This window comes from Thermocrinis albus DSM 14484 (genome assembly GCF_000025605.1).
GTDB lineage: Bacteria > Aquificota > Aquificia > Aquificales > Aquificaceae > Thermocrinis > Thermocrinis albus.
On sequence record NC_013894.1, the window covers coordinates 759,754 to 780,339 of the forward strand.

General features: G+C 47.4%; 22 protein-coding genes. 11 read left to right on the forward strand and 11 right to left on the reverse strand.

The features are described 5' to 3' along the window. Positions 1-2: 2 nt before the first annotated feature. Together THAL_RS04050 and THAL_RS04055 are read right to left on the reverse strand one after the other, a co-directional pair. Entirely contained in the window at positions 3-1,118 is a 1,116-nt protein-coding gene (locus tag THAL_RS04050; protein ID WP_012991839.1) for an efflux RND transporter periplasmic adaptor subunit, read from the reverse strand. Next, positions 1,115-2,422: a TolC family protein gene (locus THAL_RS04055; protein ID WP_012991840.1), complete on the reverse strand. Its 1,308-nt coding sequence runs from the start codon at positions 2,420-2,422 to the stop codon at positions 1,115-1,117. The genes THAL_RS04050 and THAL_RS04055 overlap by 4 nt, the downstream gene beginning before the upstream one ends. Before the next feature lie 73 nt (positions 2,423-2,495). Between THAL_RS04055 and queC the strand changes: the two genes are divergently transcribed. Beyond that, positions 2,496-3,140 (forward strand): 7-cyano-7-deazaguanine synthase QueC, encoded by a 645-nt coding sequence (gene queC, locus THAL_RS04060; RefSeq protein ID WP_012991841.1) that lies wholly within the window; start codon positions 2,496-2,498, stop codon positions 3,138-3,140. Further along, the gene (locus THAL_RS04065; RefSeq protein ID WP_012991842.1) at positions 3,137-5,392 is read left to right on the forward strand and encodes an endonuclease MutS2; all 2,256 of its coding nucleotides are present in this window, start codon (positions 3,137-3,139) and stop codon (positions 5,390-5,392) included. The genes queC and THAL_RS04065 overlap by 4 nt, the downstream gene beginning before the upstream one ends. Here THAL_RS04065 and THAL_RS04070 read toward each other — a convergent pair. Further along, on the reverse strand, positions 5,389-6,678 hold the full coding sequence (locus tag THAL_RS04070) for an NAD(P)/FAD-dependent oxidoreductase (protein WP_012991843.1): 1,290 nt from the start codon (positions 6,676-6,678) through the stop codon (positions 5,389-5,391). The genes THAL_RS04065 and THAL_RS04070 overlap by 4 nt on opposite strands. A gap of 82 nt (positions 6,679-6,760) precedes the next feature. Between THAL_RS04070 and THAL_RS04075 the strand changes: the two genes are divergently transcribed. Genes THAL_RS04075 through secD form a run of 4 tightly spaced genes read left to right on the forward strand, consistent with a single transcriptional unit; the run spans position 6,761 to position 10,800 of the window. Then, entirely contained in the window at positions 6,761-7,510 is a 750-nt protein-coding gene (locus THAL_RS04075) for a YebC/PmpR family DNA-binding transcriptional regulator (protein ID WP_012991844.1), read from the forward strand. Further along, a complete protein-coding gene (locus tag THAL_RS04080) occupies positions 7,507-7,890 on the forward strand; it encodes a RidA family protein (RefSeq protein WP_012991845.1) in 384 nt (127 codons plus the stop codon). Before THAL_RS04075 ends, THAL_RS04080 begins: the two co-directional genes overlap by 4 nt. A gap of 2 nt (positions 7,891-7,892) precedes the next feature. Beyond that, the gene (dnaB, locus tag THAL_RS04085) at positions 7,893-9,287 is read left to right on the forward strand and encodes a replicative DNA helicase (protein ID WP_012991846.1); all 1,395 of its coding nucleotides are present in this window, start codon (positions 7,893-7,895) and stop codon (positions 9,285-9,287) included. Between the two features lie 19 nt (positions 9,288-9,306). Then, a complete protein-coding gene (secD, locus tag THAL_RS04090; RefSeq protein ID WP_012991847.1) occupies positions 9,307-10,800 on the forward strand; it encodes a protein translocase subunit SecD in 1,494 nt (497 codons plus the stop codon). Here secD and THAL_RS04095 read toward each other — a convergent pair. Beyond that, entirely contained in the window at positions 10,773-11,975 is a 1,203-nt protein-coding gene (locus tag THAL_RS04095; protein WP_148209095.1) for a hypothetical protein, read from the reverse strand. The genes secD and THAL_RS04095 overlap by 28 nt on opposite strands. A gap of 21 nt (positions 11,976-11,996) precedes the next feature. On the opposite strand from THAL_RS04095, the gene hisF reads away from it, so the two are divergent. The 4 genes from hisF to THAL_RS04115 are packed head-to-tail and all read left to right on the forward strand — an operon-like array spanning position 11,997 to position 14,463. Continuing rightward, positions 11,997-12,767 (forward strand): imidazole glycerol phosphate synthase subunit HisF, encoded by a 771-nt coding sequence (gene hisF / locus THAL_RS04100; RefSeq protein ID WP_012991849.1) that lies wholly within the window; start codon positions 11,997-11,999, stop codon positions 12,765-12,767. After that, positions 12,754-13,164 (forward strand): NUDIX domain-containing protein, encoded by a 411-nt coding sequence (locus THAL_RS04105; protein ID WP_012991850.1) that lies wholly within the window; start codon positions 12,754-12,756, stop codon positions 13,162-13,164. The genes hisF and THAL_RS04105 overlap by 14 nt, the downstream gene beginning before the upstream one ends. Further along, on the forward strand, positions 13,161-13,868 hold the full coding sequence (gene kdsB, locus THAL_RS04110) for a 3-deoxy-manno-octulosonate cytidylyltransferase (protein WP_012991851.1): 708 nt from the start codon (positions 13,161-13,163) through the stop codon (positions 13,866-13,868). Before THAL_RS04105 ends, kdsB begins: the two co-directional genes overlap by 4 nt. 10 nt (positions 13,869-13,878) lie before the next feature. Beyond that, complete coding sequence (locus tag THAL_RS04115; RefSeq protein WP_012991852.1) at positions 13,879-14,463, forward strand: RNA ligase partner protein; 585 nt, start codon at positions 13,879-13,881, stop codon at positions 14,461-14,463. On the opposite strand, the gene THAL_RS04120 is transcribed toward THAL_RS04115, so the two are convergent. Further along, positions 14,460-15,557, reverse strand: coding sequence for an RNA ligase (locus THAL_RS04120; RefSeq protein ID WP_012991853.1), 1,098 nt, complete (start codon positions 15,555-15,557; stop codon positions 14,460-14,462). The genes THAL_RS04115 and THAL_RS04120 overlap by 4 nt on opposite strands. A gap of 18 nt (positions 15,558-15,575) precedes the next feature. Here THAL_RS04120 and ffh point away from each other — a divergent pair, with 18 nt between their 5' ends. Continuing rightward, positions 15,576-16,889: a signal recognition particle protein gene (gene ffh / locus THAL_RS04125; protein ID WP_012991854.1), complete on the forward strand. Its 1,314-nt coding sequence runs from the start codon at positions 15,576-15,578 to the stop codon at positions 16,887-16,889. Here ffh and THAL_RS04130 read toward each other — a convergent pair. Genes THAL_RS04130 through THAL_RS04155 form a run of 6 tightly spaced genes read right to left on the reverse strand, consistent with a single transcriptional unit; the run spans position 16,886 to position 20,539 of the window. Continuing rightward, positions 16,886-17,299 carry a tetratricopeptide repeat protein gene (locus THAL_RS04130; protein ID WP_041434086.1) on the reverse strand — a complete coding sequence of 138 codons (414 nt, stop codon included), beginning with the start codon at positions 17,297-17,299 and terminating at the stop codon, positions 16,886-16,888. The genes ffh and THAL_RS04130 overlap by 4 nt on opposite strands. Then, a complete protein-coding gene (locus THAL_RS04135) occupies positions 17,296-17,919 on the reverse strand; it encodes an EAL domain-containing protein (protein ID WP_012991856.1) in 624 nt (207 codons plus the stop codon). Before THAL_RS04135 ends, THAL_RS04130 begins: the two co-directional genes overlap by 4 nt. Continuing rightward, on the reverse strand, positions 17,909-18,385 hold the full coding sequence (rfaE2, locus tag THAL_RS04140; RefSeq protein WP_012991857.1) for a D-glycero-beta-D-manno-heptose 1-phosphate adenylyltransferase: 477 nt from the start codon (positions 18,383-18,385) through the stop codon (positions 17,909-17,911). The genes THAL_RS04135 and rfaE2 overlap by 11 nt, the downstream gene beginning before the upstream one ends. Continuing rightward, positions 18,375-19,829, reverse strand: a complete 1,455-nt coding sequence (gene glgA, locus THAL_RS04145) for a glycogen synthase GlgA (RefSeq protein WP_012991858.1) — start codon at positions 19,827-19,829, stop codon at positions 18,375-18,377. The genes rfaE2 and glgA overlap by 11 nt, the downstream gene beginning before the upstream one ends. 15 nt (positions 19,830-19,844) lie before the next feature. Further along, the gene (locus THAL_RS04150) at positions 19,845-20,081 is read right to left on the reverse strand and encodes a tetratricopeptide repeat protein (RefSeq protein WP_012991859.1); all 237 of its coding nucleotides are present in this window, start codon (positions 20,079-20,081) and stop codon (positions 19,845-19,847) included. Beyond that, the gene (locus tag THAL_RS04155) at positions 20,078-20,539 is read right to left on the reverse strand and encodes a hypothetical protein (protein ID WP_012991860.1); all 462 of its coding nucleotides are present in this window, start codon (positions 20,537-20,539) and stop codon (positions 20,078-20,080) included. Before THAL_RS04155 ends, THAL_RS04150 begins: the two co-directional genes overlap by 4 nt. Positions 20,540-20,586: the final 47 nt, after the last annotated feature.

The window sequence follows — 20,586 nt, forward strand, 5'->3', positions numbered from 1 at the left end:
GTTCATCCTCCTAGCTTGCAGCCTTCACAAGCTTTCTCTATGCCTTCTACCACCACTCTTTCACCCTGTTGGAGACCCGATAGTACCTCCACTTTGTCTCCTCTCCTCTCACCTAATCTCACAAACCTAAGCTGTAGAGTTCCGTCAGGTTTTACAACCCATACACCTGTAAAGTCACCCTTCGTGTATATGGCCTTCTGAGGCACTAAGATGACGTTGGCCTTTTCAGGAATGAGTACCTTGGCATACATGCCACTCCTGAGACCTTCTTGGTAGGGTATGTCTAGCTTTACCTTAAAACTTCTCGTGATGGGATCCAGGGCTGACGAAAGCTCCACCACCTTACCCTCCAGCTCCTTACCTAGTGCTTCCACATAAACCTTCAGGGTCTGTCCCACCTTAATATTACCCACGTACTTCTCAGGAAGGAATACCTCCACCTGATAGGGGGCCTTTTCCAAAGTCAAGAGGGGTTGTCCCGGAGCAGCAATATCTCCCACATCTACCCTCTTGTTGCTGACACATCCCGAAAAGGGAGCACGGAGATCTGTATAACTGAAGTTGGAAGCTACACTTTGCTTTTGGAAGCGTAGAGCTTCTATACCGGCCAGAGCTTGCTGTACCTGTGCTTTGGCAGAATCGTACTGCGCCTTTACTTGGTCAAACTCCTGCTGAGTTACAGCCCCTTCCTGTAGGAGCTTTTGATAGCGTTCGTAGGTCCTTTGGGCAAGATCTAACTGAGCCTGTGCTGCTTTGTAAGCCTGTTTTGCCTGTTCTATCTGCCTATCTAATGCCTGTACTTGAGAAGCAACATCGGAGGCATCTATCTTTACCAGCAGTGTACCTGCCTTCACACAGTCCCCTTCCTTCACGTTGACAGCCAGTACCCTACCCATAACACGGCTGGATATTTCCGCGGTGGTACTGGCCACTACGTTACCTGTGTAAGAGGCATAGCTAATGTCAGAGATCTGAACTGTTTCTGTCTTCAGTCCCGTTACCACCTTCTGCTCTTTTTTGACCTCTTGGGAAGACAGTCGGTGTGAGAACACACCGGCAAGCCACAGAATGGTGAGAAGCATAACCAGTGCAAAACCGAGCCATTTCCACATCTTCATGGTAAAACCTCCCCTAAAACACCTGCGGTGTGAAGTAGTCTAACGTAAGCTTTGTTACACTCACCGGTAGCTTTCACCAGATCAAAGCGAGCCTTGTCCAGCTCTGTCTGGGCATCCAGAAGATCCACCATACGGGCAAGACCATTTCTGTAGCGTGTTTCCATCACCCTAACTACCTCCTCACTGGCTTTAACCCTGTCCTGAGCGGACGTGTAAGCGTTAAGGGCGTTTACGTAGTCTGCATAGTTTTTATCCAGATCAAACAGCACCTTCTCCTGCATCAGCTTGAGTTTTTCCCTTAAGGATCTCTCTCTCTCTAACTGAGATTGAGCCTTGTGAAAGGTAGTCAGGCCTGTATCAAAGGTCCAGCTTAGTCCCACACCTATCAGGTATCCAGATCCACCGCTACCAAAAGGTCTGTCCTTAGAGCTGAGGATATAGCTGCCAAAGGCATAAATCTGCGGAAGGTTGTCGGAAAGAACATAGTAATACATGGATCTCATCATGTTTATCCTCTCTTCCAAAGCTTTTAAATCCTTCCTGCGTACAAGGGCCTCCTTTTTGAGATCCTCTATCTGTACTGTAGGACATCCTTCTACACCCTTGACATCAAACTCACCTAAGGGCTTACCTACCACCAGCTCTATACCCTTTTTAGCCACCTTGTAGGCATTTTTCGCTTCCTCCTCCTTTTGAAGGGCGGAGGAAAGGTACACCTGTGCCCTCAGCACATCGGAGAAGAGTGCAACACCAACCTGGTTCATCTGTTTGGCCAATCTCACATGTTCTTTCGCGTCCTTCACCGCTTGCTGAGCCACCTTTATGGACTCCTTAGCAACAGAGGCATCTATGTAAGCTTCGTAGGTTTTTAGAACTACGTCCTGACGCAGGCGTTCGCTTTCCAACAGACTGGCCTTATAGTTTTTCTCTGCCAGGCTTACACCTGCTTGCACCTTACCCCCCAACCATATAGGTATTTCCAAGGTGAACTTGGTTTCAAAGTTACTGGTGGTGGGTGGGTTGTTGATGTTAGCCAGATCCTGAGGACCTAAGCGCTCCTGCTGTAATCTCATCATGAAGGCGTATACAGGAAGATCGGTGCGCGTGTAGGTTTCCTCCAGTTTCAGGCGTGGAAAATAAGCTCCTCTGGCTGCCCGTAGCTCCAGTCGCGAAGCTTCCACTTCCCTCTGAGAAGCCCGTATTTCTCTGTTGTTTTGTAGAGCCATCTCTACCAGGTCCTTTGCCGTATACTCTGTAGCCCACGTACTGCTCACCACCAGCAAAAGAGACAGAACTCTCTTCATGGCACCCCTCTATAAGAATATTATTATATCCTTAATCCACATCTCCCGCTTCATCAGTATAAACTTAAATACTATGCGACGTATATTGGTTCTTCTCTCGGGAGGAATGGACAGCGCGGTGCTACTATGGTTGGCCAAAAGGGAGTTTGAAGAGGTGTATGCCATATCTTTTGACTACGGCCAAAGGCACAGTGTGGAGCTTAAGTATGCCAAAATACTTGCCCAGTTGGCGGGTGTAAAAGAGCATATACTGGTGGAGGTACCTTCCTATCGTTACATAAAAGGTTCAGCTCTTATTGATACAAGGGTGGAAGTGCCTACCGGAGAGTATCCTACCCATGCACCACCTATTACCACAGTACCTATGAGGAACTTGGTCTTCTTGGCTATAGCCTCCTCCTTTGCGGACGCTCTTGAGATAGATCACGTAGGTATAGGTGTTCACGCCTTAGACACACCTTATCCTGACTGTAGACCTGAGTTCATAACGGCGGCAGAAGCTGCCATCAACGCAGCTTCTGTTCAAACGGCCACCAAAAAGACGAGGGTTCACGTGTTTGCCCCCTTCTTAGGTATGACCAAAAGACAGATAGCCCTTCTAGGTAAAGAGTTGGGTGTCCCCTTTGAGAAAACCTACTCCTGTTACAGAGGAACCGAACCTCCCTGTGGTGAGTGCCCCACCTGTATACAGAGGGAGGAAGCTCTGAGAGACCTATGAGGGAGATAGATCTCAAACACTTAGAGTGGGATAAACTTCTCGGTATTCTGAAAGAGTATCTGACATCCAAAGTATCGGAGAAGTATCTCAGTAACGTAGAACCTATCAGGGACGAAGTTAAGCTCAGGGAGGAGATAGCTCTTGTAGAGGAGTTTATGCAGATAGCGGACAAGGTACCTCTCTACCCTTTCGAAGATGTAGAAGAGAGTATCAAGAAGGCTAGCATCAAGGACGCTGTGCTAAGCTTAGAGGAGATTCTGGCTATCCTTAAGGTGATAAAGTTGGTAAAAGAGGTAAGACGCCATATAGGCACTCATCTTCAGCAGTTTAAACATCTTCAGAATCTCCTTAAGGGCCTTCACACTTTCTCTCAACTGGAGAGTGTGATAGATTCCAACATAGATCAGAGAGGTTTTGTAAAAGACTCTGCCAGCCACGAACTGGCCACCGTTCGCCAGAAGATAAGAGCTGTGGAGAAGGAGATTATGAACCGCCTTGAGAATCTTCTTGCCAGACAAGATGCTTCTAAAATTTTTACCGATAAGATAATAACCATAAGGAACGGCAGATATGTCCTTCCCGTAAGAACCACAGAACTTAAGAAGATAATGGGTATAGTACACGGAAGTTCCGCCTCAGGTTATACCACTTACGTGGAGCCTTACAGCATTGTGGATCTTAACAACCAGCTGGTAGTTTTAAAGGACGAAGAACAGGAGGAGGTAAAAAGGGTCCTGAGAAGGATAACTTCCTATATAGGAGAGCAGGCCCACAGGCTGTTAGAAGCCTTCTGGACTCTCATGAAGGTAGACTATCTGAAGGCTGTGTATTTATTTTCCACCAAAGTGGGGGCTAAGTTTCCCAGACTGGGAAGCAAGGTAAGACTGGTGGGCGCAAGACACCCTATCTTAGCCTTCATTAAGGAGAAGGTATTTCCGGTAGATATAGTGTTGGAAGAAAGGAGAGGTCTTCTGCTGACAGGCCCCAACACAGGTGGAAAGACAGTGGCATTGAAAACGCTGGGGCTATGTGCTCTCATGTTCCAGTGTGCCTTACCAATACCCATAGAGGAGGGTGAACTTCCCATCTTTGAAAACATCTTCACCGATATAGGTGACGAACAGAGCATAGAACAGAACCTCTCCACCTTCTCAAGTCATATGGTTAACATAGCCCAGTTCTTACCGAAGGTTAACGAAAGAACCCTCGTGCTTTTGGATGAACTAGGTGCCGGTACTGATCCTGTGGAGGGGTCCGCCATAGGTATAGGTCTTTTGGAGTACTTAAAAAGTAGGAAAGCTTATGTTTTTGCCAACACCCACCACACACCTATAAAGGTTTACGCGTTGAGTTCCGATTACTACAGACCTGCCACTGTGGCCTTTGACAAAGATAGTCTTATGCCCCTGTACAGCATCCTCTACGATGCGGTAGGTGGAAGTATGGCCATGGAGATAGCTCTAAGGTGTGGCATACCTCAGGAGGTTATAGACAGAGCCAAGCAGAACCTACCGGAAGGTTTTGAAAGCTACATGCAAGCTAGGGAAAATTTGGAAGAGTATGTAAGGGAGTACGAAAAACGCCTCAAAGAACTTGAGGATACCAAGATGGAACTGGAGCGTCTTAGAGCTCAACAGGAGGTTCTTCTGAGTCAGTTGGAAAGAGAGAAGGAAGAGATACAGAGAAAGGCCATGCAGGAAGCTATGGAGTACCTCAAAAAGCTGGAGGCAGAGTATCGGGAACTGATAAAGACTGCAAAGGAAAGACAGCGGGTGAGGGAGTTTCTGAAGGAGAAATCGGAAGAACTCCGACAGAAGGTAAAGGAGGATAGCTTTAAGGTAGGTGACTGGGTGGAGTTCATGGGATCCGTGGGTAGAGTTATAGAGGTGAAGGGAGATCGCCTACAGGTGGTCATCAACGGGATAAAGGCGTGGGTGAGAGCATCTGATGTGAGGAGAGGTGAACCACCACCTCCCTCTCAAGAGTCGGTGATCTTTCACGTAAAGAGGGATCTAGGAGAGATAAATCTCACTGGCCTCACTGTGGAGGAAGCCTTATACCGATTGGAGATGTTTCTTCAAGAGGCAAAAAGGTCCGGTGTAAAGGTGGTGAAGGTTATCCACGGTACGGGTCAGCTCAAGAAAACGGTACAGGAACTTTTAGCTTCATCTTCTTTGGTGGTTTTTCATAGAGAAGGATACCCCCGCGAGGGGGGTGGAGGAGTTTCCATAGTGTATTTGGAGAAGGGTTAGCAGGTTCCAGGAGAACCAGAGCAGTCCTTGCAGAGTCTTACACCGTGCACACCCAGTAATAGCTCCAGTGCCTTCTCCTCAAAGAAGGGAGAGATGTTACCGCTTTTGACCTTCCACAGGAAGTACTTCTCAAAGGCGGACTTGAACCAGTGCATCCAAACAGCCTTTTTGTGCTTGACCGTTGCTCTGGGTGGTAAGACAGGGTGTGCGAAGAAGCCTGCTGCGTCGCCTCCCATATCTGCTATACATACGGCGGAAAGTTCGGGCGCGTATCTATCGGCGGAGTTCTTTATATCGTTCACAATGTTCTTGGCCACCGCAAGGGCCATCTGTTCTATCATCATACCTGTTTTTGGAGCTCCCGTCGGTATTGGTGTCTGTTCTACAGGAGGTATGGCGGTAACTACACCTACTCCGTATATGTTCTTGTAGGTGGGGTTCTGGAAGCATCTGTTGACAATCACCATCTTGTTGGCGGGATTCGCCACTTTATCTCCTGCAGAGGCCACCACCTCAGGTCCCATGAACCTGGGCATGAGCATAGAGAGCTTGCAGGGAACCTCATACTGTTTACCTTCCAGATCTTCGTATATTACCTTGTCGGGCTCCACCTTGGTTATCTTTACGTTGGCTATCCAGTTTATGCTTCTCTCAGCAAAGAGATCTTCCATCAACCTACGGGAGGGCCCAACACCACCGAGACCTAAGTGTCCTACGTAAGGTTCAGAGGTTATGTAAGTTATACGTACCCTATGGCGCAGACCCCTCTTCTTCAGTTCATGATGGAGCATGAAGGCAAACTCGTAGGCCGGGCCGAAACAGCTCACACCTGGTATAGCACCCACCACCACGGGACCAGGATCTGCGTAAAACTCCTCCAGTTTTTTCTGGAGTTCTAGGGCGTGTTCCGCAGTACATACAGAAGTGGAGTACTGCTCTTGCCCTTCTGCACCAAACACCAGCTTAGGACCAGTTGCTATAACCAGATAATCGTACTCTATCTCCTTTCCTGACGTTGTCCTTATCTTGTTGTTATCTGGATCTATTGACTCTCCGTTCTCGGGAACATAATCTATGTTGAACTTGGGAAGAAGGTTGGCCAGAGGTATGGTGATGTCTTCAAACTTTCTCCAACCTAAAGCCAGGTGAGGATAAGCAGGCGTAAATCCAAAGTAAGGCCTGCCTGACACTATGGTTATCTTTAAGCTGGAATCCATACGGCGGAGGTTGTAAGCGGTGGCTATCCCACCTATTCCACCACCCAGTATGACCACGTGTTTACTCATAGCGCACCTCCTTGTGATATACTACAGAGTTTATAAGTTTATAAATTATACTTCAGCCTCAGAAAGATATATAATATCTCCTATGGCGGGACACAGTCACTGGGCCCAGATAAAACACAAGAAGGCTAAAGTGGATGCTCAGAGAGGCAGGATATTTAACAAACTCATCAGAGAGATTACGGTGGCTGTAAGGGAAGGGGGGCCAAATCCCGAGACTAACCCGCGGCTACGCAGTGCCATCGAAAACGCCAAGAGGTTTAACATGCCATGGGAGACTATAGAGAGAGCCATAAAGAAGGGGTCAGGGGAACTGGGAGGCGAGAACTACGAGGAGGTCCTTTACGAAGGCTACGGGCCAGGTGGTGTAGCTCTGATGATTCTAACCACCACCGATAACAGAAACAGAACCACCGCAGAAATAAGGCACGTTCTCAGTAAGCACGGCGGAAACTTAGGTACATCCGGTTGTGTATCCTTTATGTTTGACAGGGTAGGGATTATAGAGGTTCCGAGAGAGTCCATATCTGAGGATGAACTCTACGAGAAGGCCATAGAAGCTGGTGCGGAAGATATACAGACGGGTGAGGCCTTTTACACCGTATACACCCGTCCCGAGGATCTTTACGCGGTTAAGGAGAGTCTGGAGAAAGCCTCTGTGCAGATACAGAGAGCTGAGGTGACCTACAGACCCAACACCACTGTTCCCATAGAGGATGCAGAAACTGCCCAGAAACTCTTCAAACTTCTCGAAGCCCTCGAAGAGCTGGATGACGTTAAGGAGGTTATAGCCAACTTTGACATTCCCGAACACATTATGCAGAAAGTACTATGAAAGAAGAAGTCAGGACGGATCTGGCTCCCTTACCTTTAGGTCCTTACTCTCAGGCGGTGAAGGCCGGGCCATTTCTCTTTCTGTCCGGGCAGTTAGGGATAGATCCCACCACCGGCAAACTACTGGAGGATTTCAGAGGGCAGGTGAGGCAGGCTCTCAAGAACGTGGAGAGTATACTCGTCTCCTGTGGGTACCAAAAGCAGGATGTTGTGCGGGTGGTGGTCTATCTAAGGGATTTATCCCTCTTTGGGGAGTTTAACGAGGTATACACCGAGTTTTTTAAAGAAGTGGATGTGAAGCCTGCGAGAACTACGGTGGGTGTTGAGCAGCTCCCCCTCAACGCCCTTGTAGAGATAGAGGTGACAGCTATCAAACTTTGAAGATGCTGGAAGATCTAAGCTATCCTCACGACGACACGGCGGAGAGGGCTATTCTGGGTGCTATGATAAAGGATCCAGAGAGTATACCCTTAGTGCTGGAAAGTTTGAGGGAGGAGGACTTTTACGTAGAAGATCACAGACTCCTCTTCTCCGTTCTTTCCAAAATTTGGGAGGAGAAAGGAAAAGACTGGGACGACATAGTGCTGAGAGAGTACCTAAGGAAGGCGGGTCTATTAGAGCGCTTGAGCATGGATCTGGTTTACCAGTTGGCAGAAGAAGCAGCAGAGGGAGCCCTTTTAGAAGAAGCTGTCAGAATAGTAAAGGAGAAATCGGGTTTGCGACAGCTTTTAGAACTATCCCTTAACACCATAAAGGAGATAAAGGAAGAGCCTGACTTTGCCAGGATAGTAGAGGCCATAACCCAGCGCGTTTACGAAATATCGGAAAAGCACACCACCACTCAGTACTTTCATATCAAGGATGTGGTAAGGGAAGTGCTGGAGATAATAAACAGGCGTAAGAGGGAGGACAGAATAATAACCGGACTACCTACAGGCTTTATGGAACTGGACCTTATGACCACAGGTTTCCATCCCTCCGATCTGGTGATAGTGGCGGCGCGTCCGGGAATGGGCAAAAGCAGCTTTATGCTTTCCATAGCCCTTCATATAGCTGTGGAGGAGAGAGTTCCTGTGGTCATATACTCCTTAGAGATGACAAAAGAGCAGTTGGTACTGAGACTCCTCTCAATGACCTCGGGCGTTCCTCTTCAGAACCTTAGAAAAGGTTTTGTGGGAGAGGAAGAGGATAGAAAGCTCATGGCTGCCGCATTAGAGTTGGCAAAGGCAGACATCATCATAGATGACACGCCTAACCTCTCCACGGTGGACCTGCGTATAAGAAGTAGAAAGCTTAAAAAAGAGAGGAACGTGGGGGCCGTTTTCGTAGACTACCTTCAGCTTCTGAGACCTCCCCATAGGAGAAGTTCCCGTCAGGAGGAGGTAGCAGAGATATCCAGGAACCTGAAGGCCTTAGCTAAGGAGTTAGAGCTTCCCGTTATAGCTCTCGCACAGCTTTCAAGACAGGTAGAACATAGATCCGACAAAAGACCTCAGCTGGCCGACCTAAGAGAGTCTGGCCAGATAGAACAGGATGCTGATCTTATCCTCTTCATACATAGACCTGAGTACTATAAGAAAAACCCATCTCCCGAAGAGCAAGGTATAGCAGAGATAATAGTGGCCAAGCAGCGACAAGGTCCTACAGGTATAGTGAAGGTAGCTTTTATAAAGGACACCACCGCTTTCAAACCTATAGCTTCGGGCATTCCCACCTCTGTGGAACCTTACCAACCGGAGGAGGAGTTTTCGGAAGAAGATTACGATCTGGATTTTTGAGTAAAATAGTTTTGGTAAAATGAGGGGTTTTTACGCCAATCTCATACTACTGCTGGTCATAGTACTGTCTTGTCTCGCCATTCTCTATTACAGACCTCCCAACTTGGGTCTTGACCTGAAGGGCGGTGTTTCCATGGTGTTGGAACCAGACTTGGCCTATGCTCTACGACAGGAGTACGAACGGTACTCCTCTGAAGTGTACGCACAGCTAAGAGATAAGGGTATTCAGGTGTTGGATGTGATTCCGTCCGAAAAGGGTCTAAAGGTGGAACTCCTACAACCTCAGGACTCCCAAAAAGTGGGGCAACTCATAAAGGAAAAGTTCCCCTCTTTTGAGACTTTTACCGAGGAAAGAGGAGGTTTGTACCTGAAACTGAAGGAGGAGGAAATAAAAAAACTACAGCTCGGCATACTGGAACAAACGCTTGACGTCATCAGAAAGAGGATAGATGAACTGGGGGTTGTTCAGCCAGTGATAACACGCCTTGGAGAAAACAGGATATTGGTAGAACTTCCCGGAGTCACCGACATAGAGAGGGCCAAGAAGGTAATAGGCAGAACAGCTCTTTTGGAACTAAAACTGGTGGTGGACACAGGACCCAAGGAGAAACTGATCACAGAACTCACCAAAGATACGGAGCTATTACCTTCCTTAAAGGGTGACGAGTGGTTCCTCTTAGAGAGAAAGCCTGTTATAACAGGAGCTGACCTGAAGACCGCTTACACCAGCACCGACGATATGGGAAGCCCCGCTGTCACCTTTGAGCTCACCGACAGGGGTTCTAAGGTTTTCGCGGAAGCCACCGAGAAAAACATAGGGCGTAGACTGGCCATAGTGCTGGATGGTAAGGTGGTATCGGCCCCCGTCATACGTAGCAGGATATCGGACAGGGGGCAGATATCGGGAGGTTTTACCTTAGAGGAGGCCCAAAACCTGGCCATAGTGCTCAGAGCAGGTGCTCTTCCCACCAACGTTCTCTTTCTCCAAGAAACAGTAGTAGGTCCTTATCTGGGAAAGGATGCTGTGGAACAGGGTTTCAAGTCAGGTATAGTAGGCTTTCTGTTGCTGGTACTCCTTCTGGTAGGGCGTTATAAGACGGCAGGTGTGACCGCCAACCTCTCCATACTTCTCAATACTCTCATGCTCTTTGCTCTTATGAGTCTTTTAGGTGCCACTCTTACATTGCCGGGTATAGCTGGAATAGTGCTCAACATGGGTATAGCGGTGGACTCCAACGTACTTATCTTTGAGAGGGTACGTGAAGAACTCAGGTTAGGTAATAGTGTGAGAAAGGCTATAGAGCTGGGCTACAGGAGGACCTGGAACACCGTGTGGGACACCCACGTGACCCTACTGGTGGCTTCCCTGATACTGTTCCAGTTCGGCAGCGGCCCTGTGAAGGGTTTTGCCACCACCCTCACCGTAGGAACCATAGCTTCTTTTGTGTCCAACGTTTACTTTGCCAAGTACTTCTTGGAAGTCCTCTACAAACTTAAACTCTTCAAGATATAATGTACCTTGTCTTTGTCTCTATCTCTTCTTCTCTCGTCCTGTCTGAACTCTAAACTTCCACCGGCGTGTCGTACACTGATATGCTCTACCCGAAAGCCGAGACCCTCAAGACTGTTCACCAATCTCCCCAATTCCAATTCTCTTATATGTAATGGGTTATTACTCCCAAAATCTGCCCTCACGCTTATAGTATCCCTAACAAATCTTATCTTCAGATCTACATCCTCCATTCTCACGTTGATGGTTTTCACCATCTTTGATTCTTGGAGGGGCAAAGATGGGGAGGTAGCTTCCTTAACGTTCTCCGTAATCTCTGATCCATCCTTGGGAAGAGAGAGGAATGCGTTTACCTCAGAAGATGGGGGATATCTTTTAGAATCTTGGAGAACAAAGGTCTCTTGGTGATTTGCCTCTGAGAGTGGAGGGGAAGGTGTTATTGGATGGCGTCCCTTCTGGCTCAGGTAAGGAACTTCTTTGAGATCTTGGAAAGGGAAAACCACTTCTTGGTGGTTTGCCTTTGGTGATGGAGATAGAGATGTCACCCGATGCTTTCTCACATCCTCTTTTGACTCTTGGAGGGGTAAAGAAGGGGTGGCAGCTTCCTTGATGTTTTCCGTAATCTCTGACCCATCCTTGGGAAAAGAGAGGAATGCGTTTACCTCAGAAGATGGGGGATATCTTTTAGGATCTTGGAGAACAAAGGTCTCCTGGTGATTTGCCTCTGAGAGTGGAGGGGAAGGTGTTATTGGATGACGTCCCTTCTGGCTCAGGTAAGGAACTTCTTTGAGATCCTGGAAAGGAAAAACCACTTCTTGGCGGTTTGTCTTTGGTGATGGAGATAGAGATGTCACCCGATGCTCTTCCTCCTGAGGGTTTTGAAAAGGGAAGATCTCTAATGCCTTTGATAGAAAAGGTGAAGGAACCGATGGATCATGTTCCTCTTGGCTGGGAAGATAAGCCTCCTGAAGGGTTTGGAAGGGGAGAAGCTCTAAATAACTGACCTGATGGGGCGGCGGTAAAGGTAGATATGTTATCTTTTTCCGTGACTCTTCTTCAGGGATTTCTCTTTGAGAAAGAATACATTCCTCGAGAATCTGAAAGAAAGACTCTTCGTTAGTTAACTGAATCGTTTCTCTTTGCCCTCCCCACAGGAGCATGTCTACGATCCTTATCATGGGTTTAAAATATAACACCGTATGTTGGCAAAGCGTATCATACCTTGTCTCGATGTGGATAAAGGTAGAGTGGTGAAGGGGGTCCGTTTTCAGAATTTGGTAGACGCAGGTGACCCTGTACAGATAGCTGCCGAGTATGAGAGACAGGGTGCCGATGAGTTGGTTTTTTTGGATATAACAGCCTCTGCCGAAAACAGGAAAACAATGATAGAGGTAGTGAGGGAGGTGGCTCAGACGGTTTTTATGCCTTTCACGGTGGGTGGTGGTGTGTCCACCCTGGAGGATATAAGACTTCTCCTCTCGGCGGGGGCCGATAAGGTGTCCATCAACACAGCGGCTGTGAAAAACCCTCAGCTGGTCTATGAGGCTGCCAGGAGATTCGGTTCTCAGTGTGTGGTGGTAGCCATAGATGCCAAGAGAAAGGGAAACAGCTGGGAGGTTTACATTCACGGGGGTAGAACCCCCACCGGTATAGATGCGGTGGAGTGGGCTAGGAGGGTGGAGGAGCTGGGAGCGGGTGAGATACTCCTTACCTCTATGGATACTGACGGTACAAAGAGAGGATACGATATAGAGCTGTGTAAAGCTGTGGCCAACGCGGTCAAGATACCCGTTATAGCATCCGGTGGCGCCGGTAGAATGGAACACTTCTACCAGGTCTTTTCTATGACCCACGTTAGTGCAGCCCTTGCCGCCTCTCTCTTTCATTTTGGTGAGGTTCTTATTCCGGATCTTAAGAGGTATCTGAAGGAAAGGGGAGTAACAGTGAGATACGACTATGAGGAAGCCTGAAACACCTCTTTTGGCAACGGATGCGGTAGTGAGGTTGTGGGAGAAGGATCATCTGAAGGGACTTGTTCTCATAGAGAGAAGGTATGAGCCGAAAGGCTTTGCTCTACCAGGTGGTTTCGTAGAGGTAGGTGAACGGGTGGAAGAGGCTTGTTTGCGAGAGGTGAAAGAGGAAACAGGCTTGGAGGGTTCTATAGTCAGGCTTTTGGGTGTTTACTCGGACCCTCATAGGGACCCGCGTTTCCATGTGGTGTCGGTGGTGTTTATTGTGGATGCTGAGGGTGAGCCAAAGGCGGGAGACGATGCTAAGGGTGTAAGTGTCTTCCCTCTGGAGAGTTTGCCTTTTGATAGGTTAGTCTTTGACCACAAGAAAATACTGTTGGACTTTCTGAGATCATGAACAGAGCTATAGTGATACCTGCCCGTATCGGATCCACCCGTCTTCCTAAAAAGCCTCTCGTACCTATCTTGGACAAACCTCTCATACGTTGGGTGGTGGAAGGTTGTTTAGCTACCGGAGAGATGGTGTTTCTCGCCACCGATAGTGAGGAAGTAGCCCGGTGTGTAGAGGACCTTCCCGTGGAGATAGTATTTACACCCTCTTCTTTACCTTCCGGTAGCGACCGTGTGGCTTGGGTAGTCAAAAACACCCATCTGGATCTAGTTATCAACTATCAGGGAGACGAGCCCTTCGTTTACAAGGAGGATGTACAGAGATTGTTCTCCGCCTTAGAAAGGTGGGAAGTGGCCACACTAGCCGTGACAGATCCACAAGCTCATCATGATCCATCTGCGGTGAAGGTAGTCGTATCCCAAGAAGGAGAAGCCCTTTACTTTTCAAGAAGTCCTATTCCCCATAGGTGGGATCCTTCTTCCTTTTATCCCCTCAAGCATGTAGGGGTATACGCCTACAGAAGGGACACCCTTCTAAAGTTCACTTCGTGGAAACAGACTACTCTGGAAAAACTGGAGTCCTTGGAGCAACTGCGCCTTCTTGAAAAGGGAGTAAAGATAGGAGTTTTAATAACCCAAAACTACTACCACGGTGTGGACACATGGGATGATGTTAAGCTGGTGGAGGAAAAACTGAAGGATCCTCTATAATTTTCTCCCCATGGAGGTCTTTGTACTGGATACCAGTGTCTTTACAAACCCGGACGTCTACTCCCAGTTTGAGAAGGATCAGTTGGGTGCCATAGAGGATTTCTTGAGTCTGGCACCCCACACGGGTGCTACTTTTTTCATGCCTACATCCATCTACGATGAACTCTGTAAGATGGTGGATCTGGGTCATCTAAAGCCACGTTTTGAGTTGGTGGTGAGAATAAGATCACCCAGAAGGTACAACCTAACTGTACCTGCGGAATTTCTGTACGAGTTCATAGAGGACGTGCGCTCTCGCATCAACAAAGGCCTAAGGATAGCAGAGGAGCACACACGGGAAGCAGGTAGGTTAACGGAGGAAGAGGTGGGAAAACTCATCAACCGCCTGAGGGAGAAGTACCGAGAAGCTCTCAGAACCGGCATCATAGACAGTAAGGAGGACGTAGATGTACTTCTTCTGGCTTACGAACTGGATGGCATACTGGTCACAGGGGACGAGGGCTTACGTAGGTGGGCAGACAGGGTGGGGATAAAGCTCATCGATCCCAAAAGTTTCAGGTACATCTTGGAAAATCTCGTCAAGCTACGCCCTTAATCAAAGACAGAACCTCCCCCCAACACGTGACCCAAAAACCCCGTCATGTTGAGATAGACTCTGTCAAACTCCAAAATCCAGTAAGATCCCTCCTGTTTTAAGCCCCTCTCTATTATCTGTACCTGACTGGAAGAATGTTGTATCTGTTCCATAAACAGTAAAGCGCTCTCTTTCTTCCTGAACCTGCACCTGAAAGTTCTGTAAACCCTCCCCTCCTCTTTGGACTGTCTTATAGCCTCAAAGATCCCCTCCAAAAAGGCGGAACCTAGTTCCTTTAGCAGGTCTTCCTCCAGCTGAAGTCCTTCCTCTTCCATAAAAAGAGCTAATCTCAGGAGCCGGTTGGTGTAGTAATCAGCAGGCAAACCCATCAGATTGAGAGAGGTGATCCTTATATCCTGCAGGTTGGCATAGCTGGTGATGTACTTGACACGTTTGTCCCTTTCCGAATCTTCCTTGAAAACAACACCCTCACGACCCTCTTCATTCAGCCTTCTGAGAAGAGCTTTTAACTCTCCGATTTTGGAAACATCGTAAAGACCATACCTTTCCACAGAGGGAAGCCGATACTTCTCTATGAGCTGTAACTTCTGCCTATAAGGTAAGAACCTCTGCTCTCCCTTTACCATAACGTCAAAGACGAAGAACCTTATATCCTCACGTATGTAGGGAGGACTTTCATCTACGTAAGGGTTCTCTGGACCTGCCACCTCTGCACACAGTACAAGGTGAGGGTTCTCCTTAAAGAAATCTGCATCTATAAATTCCTCTACCCTATCTGTGGTGAAGGGGCACACAAAACCGCCTCTCGTAACAGCCAACACTTGCCCTTCGTGATAGAAGATACGCACGTTGTATCCATCCACTTTCTCCTCTACAAAGAAGGGAGCATTGAACTGTTCTCTTAGACCCGAAGACAACTGAAATATCCTACCTATGTGTGGGTATCCCCAGATCACGCTCTCCTTGAAAAGAATGGTACCTCTCGGTATGTCTTTAAAGTCGTCGGTGAAACGCAAGTACTCAAGACCCCTGTAGTTTTCACCCTTCACTTTGTTTTTTCTGAGGGCTTCCTTTACCAGTTCAGGGCTCAGCACGGGTATAATTTTAATACCATGCTGGAACTTCTCACAGATAGGTTCAGTAAGGCTCTCGAAAGATTGAGAAACACCAGAAAACTAACGGAGAAACAGCTCAACGACATACTCCGTGACATAAGGATGGCTCTTCTGGAAGCGGACGTAGACTACGATGTGGTGAAAACTTTCCTCAAGAGGATACGCGAGAGGGCTCTCACAGAGGATCTAAAGAACAACCTCTCTCCTGCAGAGAGTGTGCTTCTCACCGTCTACGAAGAACTAGTTAAGATACTGGGAGAGACAAAGGAAGATCTCAAGAAGGGAACCGTCCTCTTTGTGGGACTCCAAGGAACAGGTAAGACCACCACTGTAGGAAAGCTGGCCTACTATCTGAAAGGTAAGGGGTTCAAGGTAGCCCTTACATCTACCGATGTGAGGAGACCGGCAGCTATACTCCAGCTCCAGCGCCTGGCGGAGCGTGTAGAGGTACCATATTATTCTGCGGAGGGAGAGGAGGACCCTGTAAAGATAGCGCAGATAGCTGTAAAAAGAGCAAAAGATGAAGGTGTAGATTACCTACTCCTTGATACCGCAGGGCGCCTTCATATAGACGAGGAACTTATGGAGGAACTCAGAAGGATAAAGGAGACTGTGAACCCTTCTGAGATCCTCTACGTAGCTGATGCCATGCAGGGTCAGGAGGCTCTAAGGGCTGCAAAAACCTTCCACGAGACGGTTGGTCTCACGGGGGTTGTTCTCACCAAAATGGACGGTGATGCGAGAGGTGGTGTTGCTCTGTCAGTACGGGAGGCACTGGGTGTTCCCATCAAGTTCATGGGTGTGGGTGAGAAGTTAGAGGACATAGAACCCTTCTATCCTGACAGGGTGGCTCAGAGGATACTGGGTCTTGGTGATATACAGAGTCTCGTGGAGAGAGCCCAGCAGGTGATTCCAGAAGACGAAGCCCAGGCTCTGGCCGTTAGGATCATGAAGGGAGAGTTTGATCTAGAGGACATGCTGAAACAGATAAGGTTTGTTCTCAATATGGGACCTTTGGACAAAATAATTGGTATGTTACCAGGTTTGGGTCAGTATGCCAAACATCTCAAGTTGGATGAGAAACTCCTCAAGAGAAAAGAGGCCATAATTCTCTCCATGACCAAGGAGGAACGCAAGAATCCTGCCATCATAAACCTCAGTAGGAAACAAAGAATCGCCAGAGGGAGTGGTACCACGGTGTCCGAAGTCAACAAACTCTTAAAGGAGTACGAAGAAGCCCGTAAGCTTATCAGAAAACTCAAGAACGCAAAGGGACCCCTCGGTATACCGCGCATTCCCTTTAAGTTTTAATGACCTTCTATCTCCCTCAAAGTCTGTCGGTAGGTCTCTGAGTTCTTCATCTGAAGGGCTCTCTTTATGAAGATGAGGGCTTCCTCCCTCCTACCTTGCTTGTACAGAACATAGGCGAGGTTGTTGAGAACATCCGGATCCTCTTTTACAGCTAAAGCTTCTCTATAAAACTTCTCCGCCACAGTGTAGTCTCCCTTTTTTGCGTACACGTTACCTAAATTAAAGAGAGCCAAGAAGTTTTTGGGATCTTTTTTCAGAGCTTTTTTATACTCTTTCTCTGCTAAATCTAAGCTTCCTTGTTTTTCATAAAGATAGCCTAGATCCAGATGTTCAGAAACACTCAAAGGATCCTCTAAAACCACTATCTTGGCACAGGATGTCACCAAAAGTAGCATTACCAAAAGCCTCATTCCAGCACACCTACTTGAAATGTTTCACTACCAAAGAAGTAGCCGTGTCCTAAATCTGCTCCTGCCTGTAGTGCTATCTCCAGCTTTTTTGTTGAATCTATCCTTTTGAAACATACCTTAGATCCAAAGCCTTTCAGAAAAGCAACGACCCTCTGTATCTCTTTACTACCCGCGTTGGTGTAAAACTCATCGTCCACAAAGACGTAATCAAAACTTCCCAATCTGAGTTCTTTAAGCTGGTATCCTACAGTGGTAAAGTCATCCAGTGCCACCTTAAGACCAAGTCCTTTTAAAAGGGACATGGTCTTACTAATCTGTACAAGGCTTAGGCTTATAGGTATGCATACTACGAGATTCACCCCGTAAATGGGCAGATCCTCTATGGATAAGCTGAAAGGCATGTTTATAAACAGAGGTTTATCGGGCTCTCTTCTACACACCGCGTTAAGAACGCTCTTTTCTGCGTTAGCTTTTGTCTCCTTACTGGGTATGTCTTCAAAGCTTATCTCCTCTTCCTTGCTCACCAGTCTGGAAAGAACACGGTAACCGTGTAACTCCCCCGTCTTGATATCCACTACGTGTTCTAAAATGGCGAAGATTTTTAATTTTTTAGACTCCATCCTTATACCTCTGAAGAATCCTCTCTATTATCTGGGTGGTGGAAACTGTATAGCTAAAGGGTATTCTCTCTACCGTTCCACCGTACGACAGCACTATATCTGCACCCACTATCTCCTCTAAGGGCCAGTCCTCTCCCTTTACAAGAACATCAGGTTTAATGGCTTTTATTAGGTTCAGTGGAGTGTCTTCCTCGAAGATGAGTACATAGTCAACGGGTTTAAGAGAGTCTACCAACTTTGCCCTCATGTCCTGGGGAACTATAGGCCTCCTATCGCCCTTTATCCTCCTCACAGATTCGTCTGAGTTAATACCTACCACCAGTATGTCACCCATGGCTTTCGCTTTAGCAAGATAGTCCGCGTGCCCTGCGTGTAGTATGTCGAAACATCCGTTGGTGAAAACTACCCTCTTGCCTTTTCTCTCCCTCTCTAAAATTCTCTGGAGTTCATCCAAACTAACTATCATATCTTCTCACCATCAAGGCTGTAGCGTATACCCTCTCGTACTCCCTTGCTCCTTTTTCCCACGAAAAATCTTTCTTCATACACCTCTTTATTATCTCAAACCAGGTAAGATCACCATCACACACTGACATGTCGTATATAGCTCGTGCCCTCAAAAGAGCGTATACCATCTCTTTGGGAGAGAAATCGTAAAACACAAAACCGTTGCCCGTTTGTGGATCTTCCACCACGTCCTTTACAGTGTCCCTAAGACCTCCCACGCCTCTCACTACCGGTACTGTGCCGTACCGCATCGCTATCATCTGTGACACTCCACATGGCTCAAAGAGGGAAGGCATGAGCAGGATATCGGCTCCTGCAAAAATTCTGTGGGCCAGTTCCTCACTGTAATCTATACGCACCCTGAAGTGATTGGGGTGTCTGCGCATAAGATCCAGCAAGTTGTTCTGGTAATACTCCTCTCCTGAACCCAACACTATGAAATCGAACCCTTCCTTTACCAACTCATCCGTCGCTTTTAAAAGGAGATCAAAACCTTTCTGAGCGGTGAGTCTTGACACCATACCCACCAGAGGTCTTGTCAGCGGGGTGTTCAACCCAAAGACATCCTTTATATCCTTCTTGTTGGCTCTCTTGCCTTTCCTGAAGTTTTTCTTACCGTAATGCCACTTTAGATAAGGATCCTCTTCAGGATTCCACACCTCGTAGTCTATACCGTTAAGGATACCCACAAAGTACTTTTTCTGTCTTATGACACCTTCCAGTCCAAAGGCATACTCTTTTAGTTCCTCCGCATGGGTGGGACTCACCGTTGTGAGAACATCACAGTACACTATCCCTGCCTTTAGGAAGTTCACCTTTCCGTAGAACTCTATTCCGTCAAAGGGTCTAAAAAACTCCCAGGGTATGTGGAGAGAGTTCAGGACATGGCTGTCAAATATACCTTGGTGCATAGCGTTATGTAGGGTGAGCACTGTGGGAACCCTCTCCAGCTCCTGATAGTACAGCTTTTTGTAAAGAGGCAACAGAGATGTGTGCCAGTCGTGTATGTGAAAAACATCAGATTCTATCTTCTGCTGTCTTACCACCTCCAGAGCTGCTAAACTTAAAAAACCAAATCTCAGGTGGTTGTCCTCGTAGCAACCTCGCGGATCCGCATAGACGTAGTCACGGTTATAATAAGGATCGTATCCTATAAAATAGTAGGTAACTCCGTCCTTAATGTCGGTGTAAAGATCAAATTTTTTGGGAGAGCCATCGAAGGTGATACTGAGGGATTCTTTAACCTTCTGAAGGGAGGCTTTTATCTTCTTGTAGAAAGGCATGATGATCCACACTTGGTTACCTAACTTCACAAGAGCTTTCGCTAAGGAATGCACCACATCTCCCAATCCCCCTGTTTTCACATAGGGTGCACTTTCTGATGATACCATCACAATGCGCATCCAGAAAGAATTATATTAAAGCTCGTAAATCATGTCCAGAAGCTCTTTAGCCTTATGAGGATCCAATTCTTTAAGCTTTTTGTAGATATTTCTGGCTTCTTCTATCTTTTTCAATCTAACGTATGCCACACCCAGCTTCATCATAAGATCCACATCGTTGGGTTTCTCCTGCAACTCCTTCAGCAGATCCTCCACGTACCTTTCCAGGAGGTTCTCACCCATCTTGCTGAACACACCTCTATAACCCTTCATGGCCTTGCACCGTAGAATCTGTAATTTAATCCCTCTATTCTGTTTAGGTTCTCCAGAACCAAGTCCTCCAGATAGGGATTATGGGACACCACCAACACGTCCAAGGAAAAGCCTCCTTTCTCAAGCAGTTTTCTGGCAGAGAACAGAAACTCTTTCAGAACATCGTCACCTTCCACCTCAAAGGGAGCTCCCAGAAAGTGGTGACTTATGCTTAGGTAACTGCCCGGTTTCACCTTTACCATGAGGCGTATAGGGTTGAGAACCTCTATCAGTTCTTCTCGGTTTAAAGAGTACTCAAGACCGAACATAAGCATAGCGTCAGTGATTATGTAGCGGGAGTTTAAAGAGACAAACTGTCGGAAACCGCTCTCCCTAAAGTCCAGCTTTAGGTTATCCTTGGTGGTTTCCACCCAGTGAGGATGTGGACTGTCAAGTAGCCACAGGAGCTTGTAAGGCATAAAGCCCCCCTCTTCCTCCTTTCCCCATACCATACACATCAGAACCA

What these genes read in the sequence shown, in the direction of transcription:
- THAL_RS04050 (WP_012991839.1), bottom strand. Translation starts at nt 1,118, where the DNA reads ATGAAGATGTGGAAATGGCTCGGTTTTGCACTGGTTATGCTTCTCACC.
- THAL_RS04055 (WP_012991840.1), bottom strand. Translation starts at nt 2,422, where the DNA reads ATGAAGAGAGTTCTGTCTCTTTTGCTGGTGGTGAGCAGTACGTGGGCT.
- queC (WP_012991841.1), top strand. Translation starts at nt 2,496, where the DNA reads ATGCGACGTATATTGGTTCTTCTCTCGGGAGGAATGGACAGCGCGGTG.
- THAL_RS04065 (WP_012991842.1), top strand. Translation starts at nt 3,137, where the DNA reads ATGAGGGAGATAGATCTCAAACACTTAGAGTGGGATAAACTTCTCGGT.
- THAL_RS04070 (WP_012991843.1), bottom strand. Translation starts at nt 6,678, where the DNA reads ATGAGTAAACACGTGGTCATACTGGGTGGTGGAATAGGTGGGATAGCC.
- THAL_RS04075 (WP_012991844.1), top strand. Translation starts at nt 6,761, where the DNA reads ATGGCGGGACACAGTCACTGGGCCCAGATAAAACACAAGAAGGCTAAA.
- THAL_RS04080 (WP_012991845.1), top strand. Translation starts at nt 7,507, where the DNA reads ATGAAAGAAGAAGTCAGGACGGATCTGGCTCCCTTACCTTTAGGTCCT.
- dnaB (WP_012991846.1), top strand. Translation starts at nt 7,893, where the DNA reads ATGCTGGAAGATCTAAGCTATCCTCACGACGACACGGCGGAGAGGGCT.
- secD (WP_012991847.1), top strand. Translation starts at nt 9,307, where the DNA reads ATGAGGGGTTTTTACGCCAATCTCATACTACTGCTGGTCATAGTACTG.
- THAL_RS04095 (WP_148209095.1), bottom strand. Translation starts at nt 11,975, where the DNA reads ATGATAAGGATCGTAGACATGCTCCTGTGGGGAGGGCAAAGAGAAACG.
- hisF (WP_012991849.1), top strand. Translation starts at nt 11,997, where the DNA reads ATGTTGGCAAAGCGTATCATACCTTGTCTCGATGTGGATAAAGGTAGA.
- THAL_RS04105 (WP_012991850.1), top strand. Translation starts at nt 12,754, where the DNA reads ATGAGGAAGCCTGAAACACCTCTTTTGGCAACGGATGCGGTAGTGAGG.
- kdsB (WP_012991851.1), top strand. Translation starts at nt 13,161, where the DNA reads ATGAACAGAGCTATAGTGATACCTGCCCGTATCGGATCCACCCGTCTT.
- THAL_RS04115 (WP_012991852.1), top strand. Translation starts at nt 13,879, where the DNA reads ATGGAGGTCTTTGTACTGGATACCAGTGTCTTTACAAACCCGGACGTC.
- ffh (WP_012991854.1), top strand. Translation starts at nt 15,576, where the DNA reads ATGCTGGAACTTCTCACAGATAGGTTCAGTAAGGCTCTCGAAAGATTG.
- THAL_RS04130 (WP_041434086.1), bottom strand. Translation starts at nt 17,299, where the DNA reads ATGAGGCTTTTGGTAATGCTACTTTTGGTGACATCCTGTGCCAAGATA.
- THAL_RS04135 (WP_012991856.1), bottom strand. Translation starts at nt 17,919, where the DNA reads ATGGAGTCTAAAAAATTAAAAATCTTCGCCATTTTAGAACACGTAGTG.
- rfaE2 (WP_012991857.1), bottom strand. Translation starts at nt 18,385, where the DNA reads ATGATAGTTAGTTTGGATGAACTCCAGAGAATTTTAGAGAGGGAGAGA.
- glgA (WP_012991858.1), bottom strand. Translation starts at nt 19,829, where the DNA reads ATGCGCATTGTGATGGTATCATCAGAAAGTGCACCCTATGTGAAAACA.
- THAL_RS04150 (WP_012991859.1), bottom strand. Translation starts at nt 20,081, where the DNA reads ATGAAGGGTTATAGAGGTGTGTTCAGCAAGATGGGTGAGAACCTCCTG.
- THAL_RS04155 (WP_012991860.1), bottom strand. Translation starts at nt 20,539, where the DNA reads ATGCCTTACAAGCTCCTGTGGCTACTTGACAGTCCACATCCTCACTGG.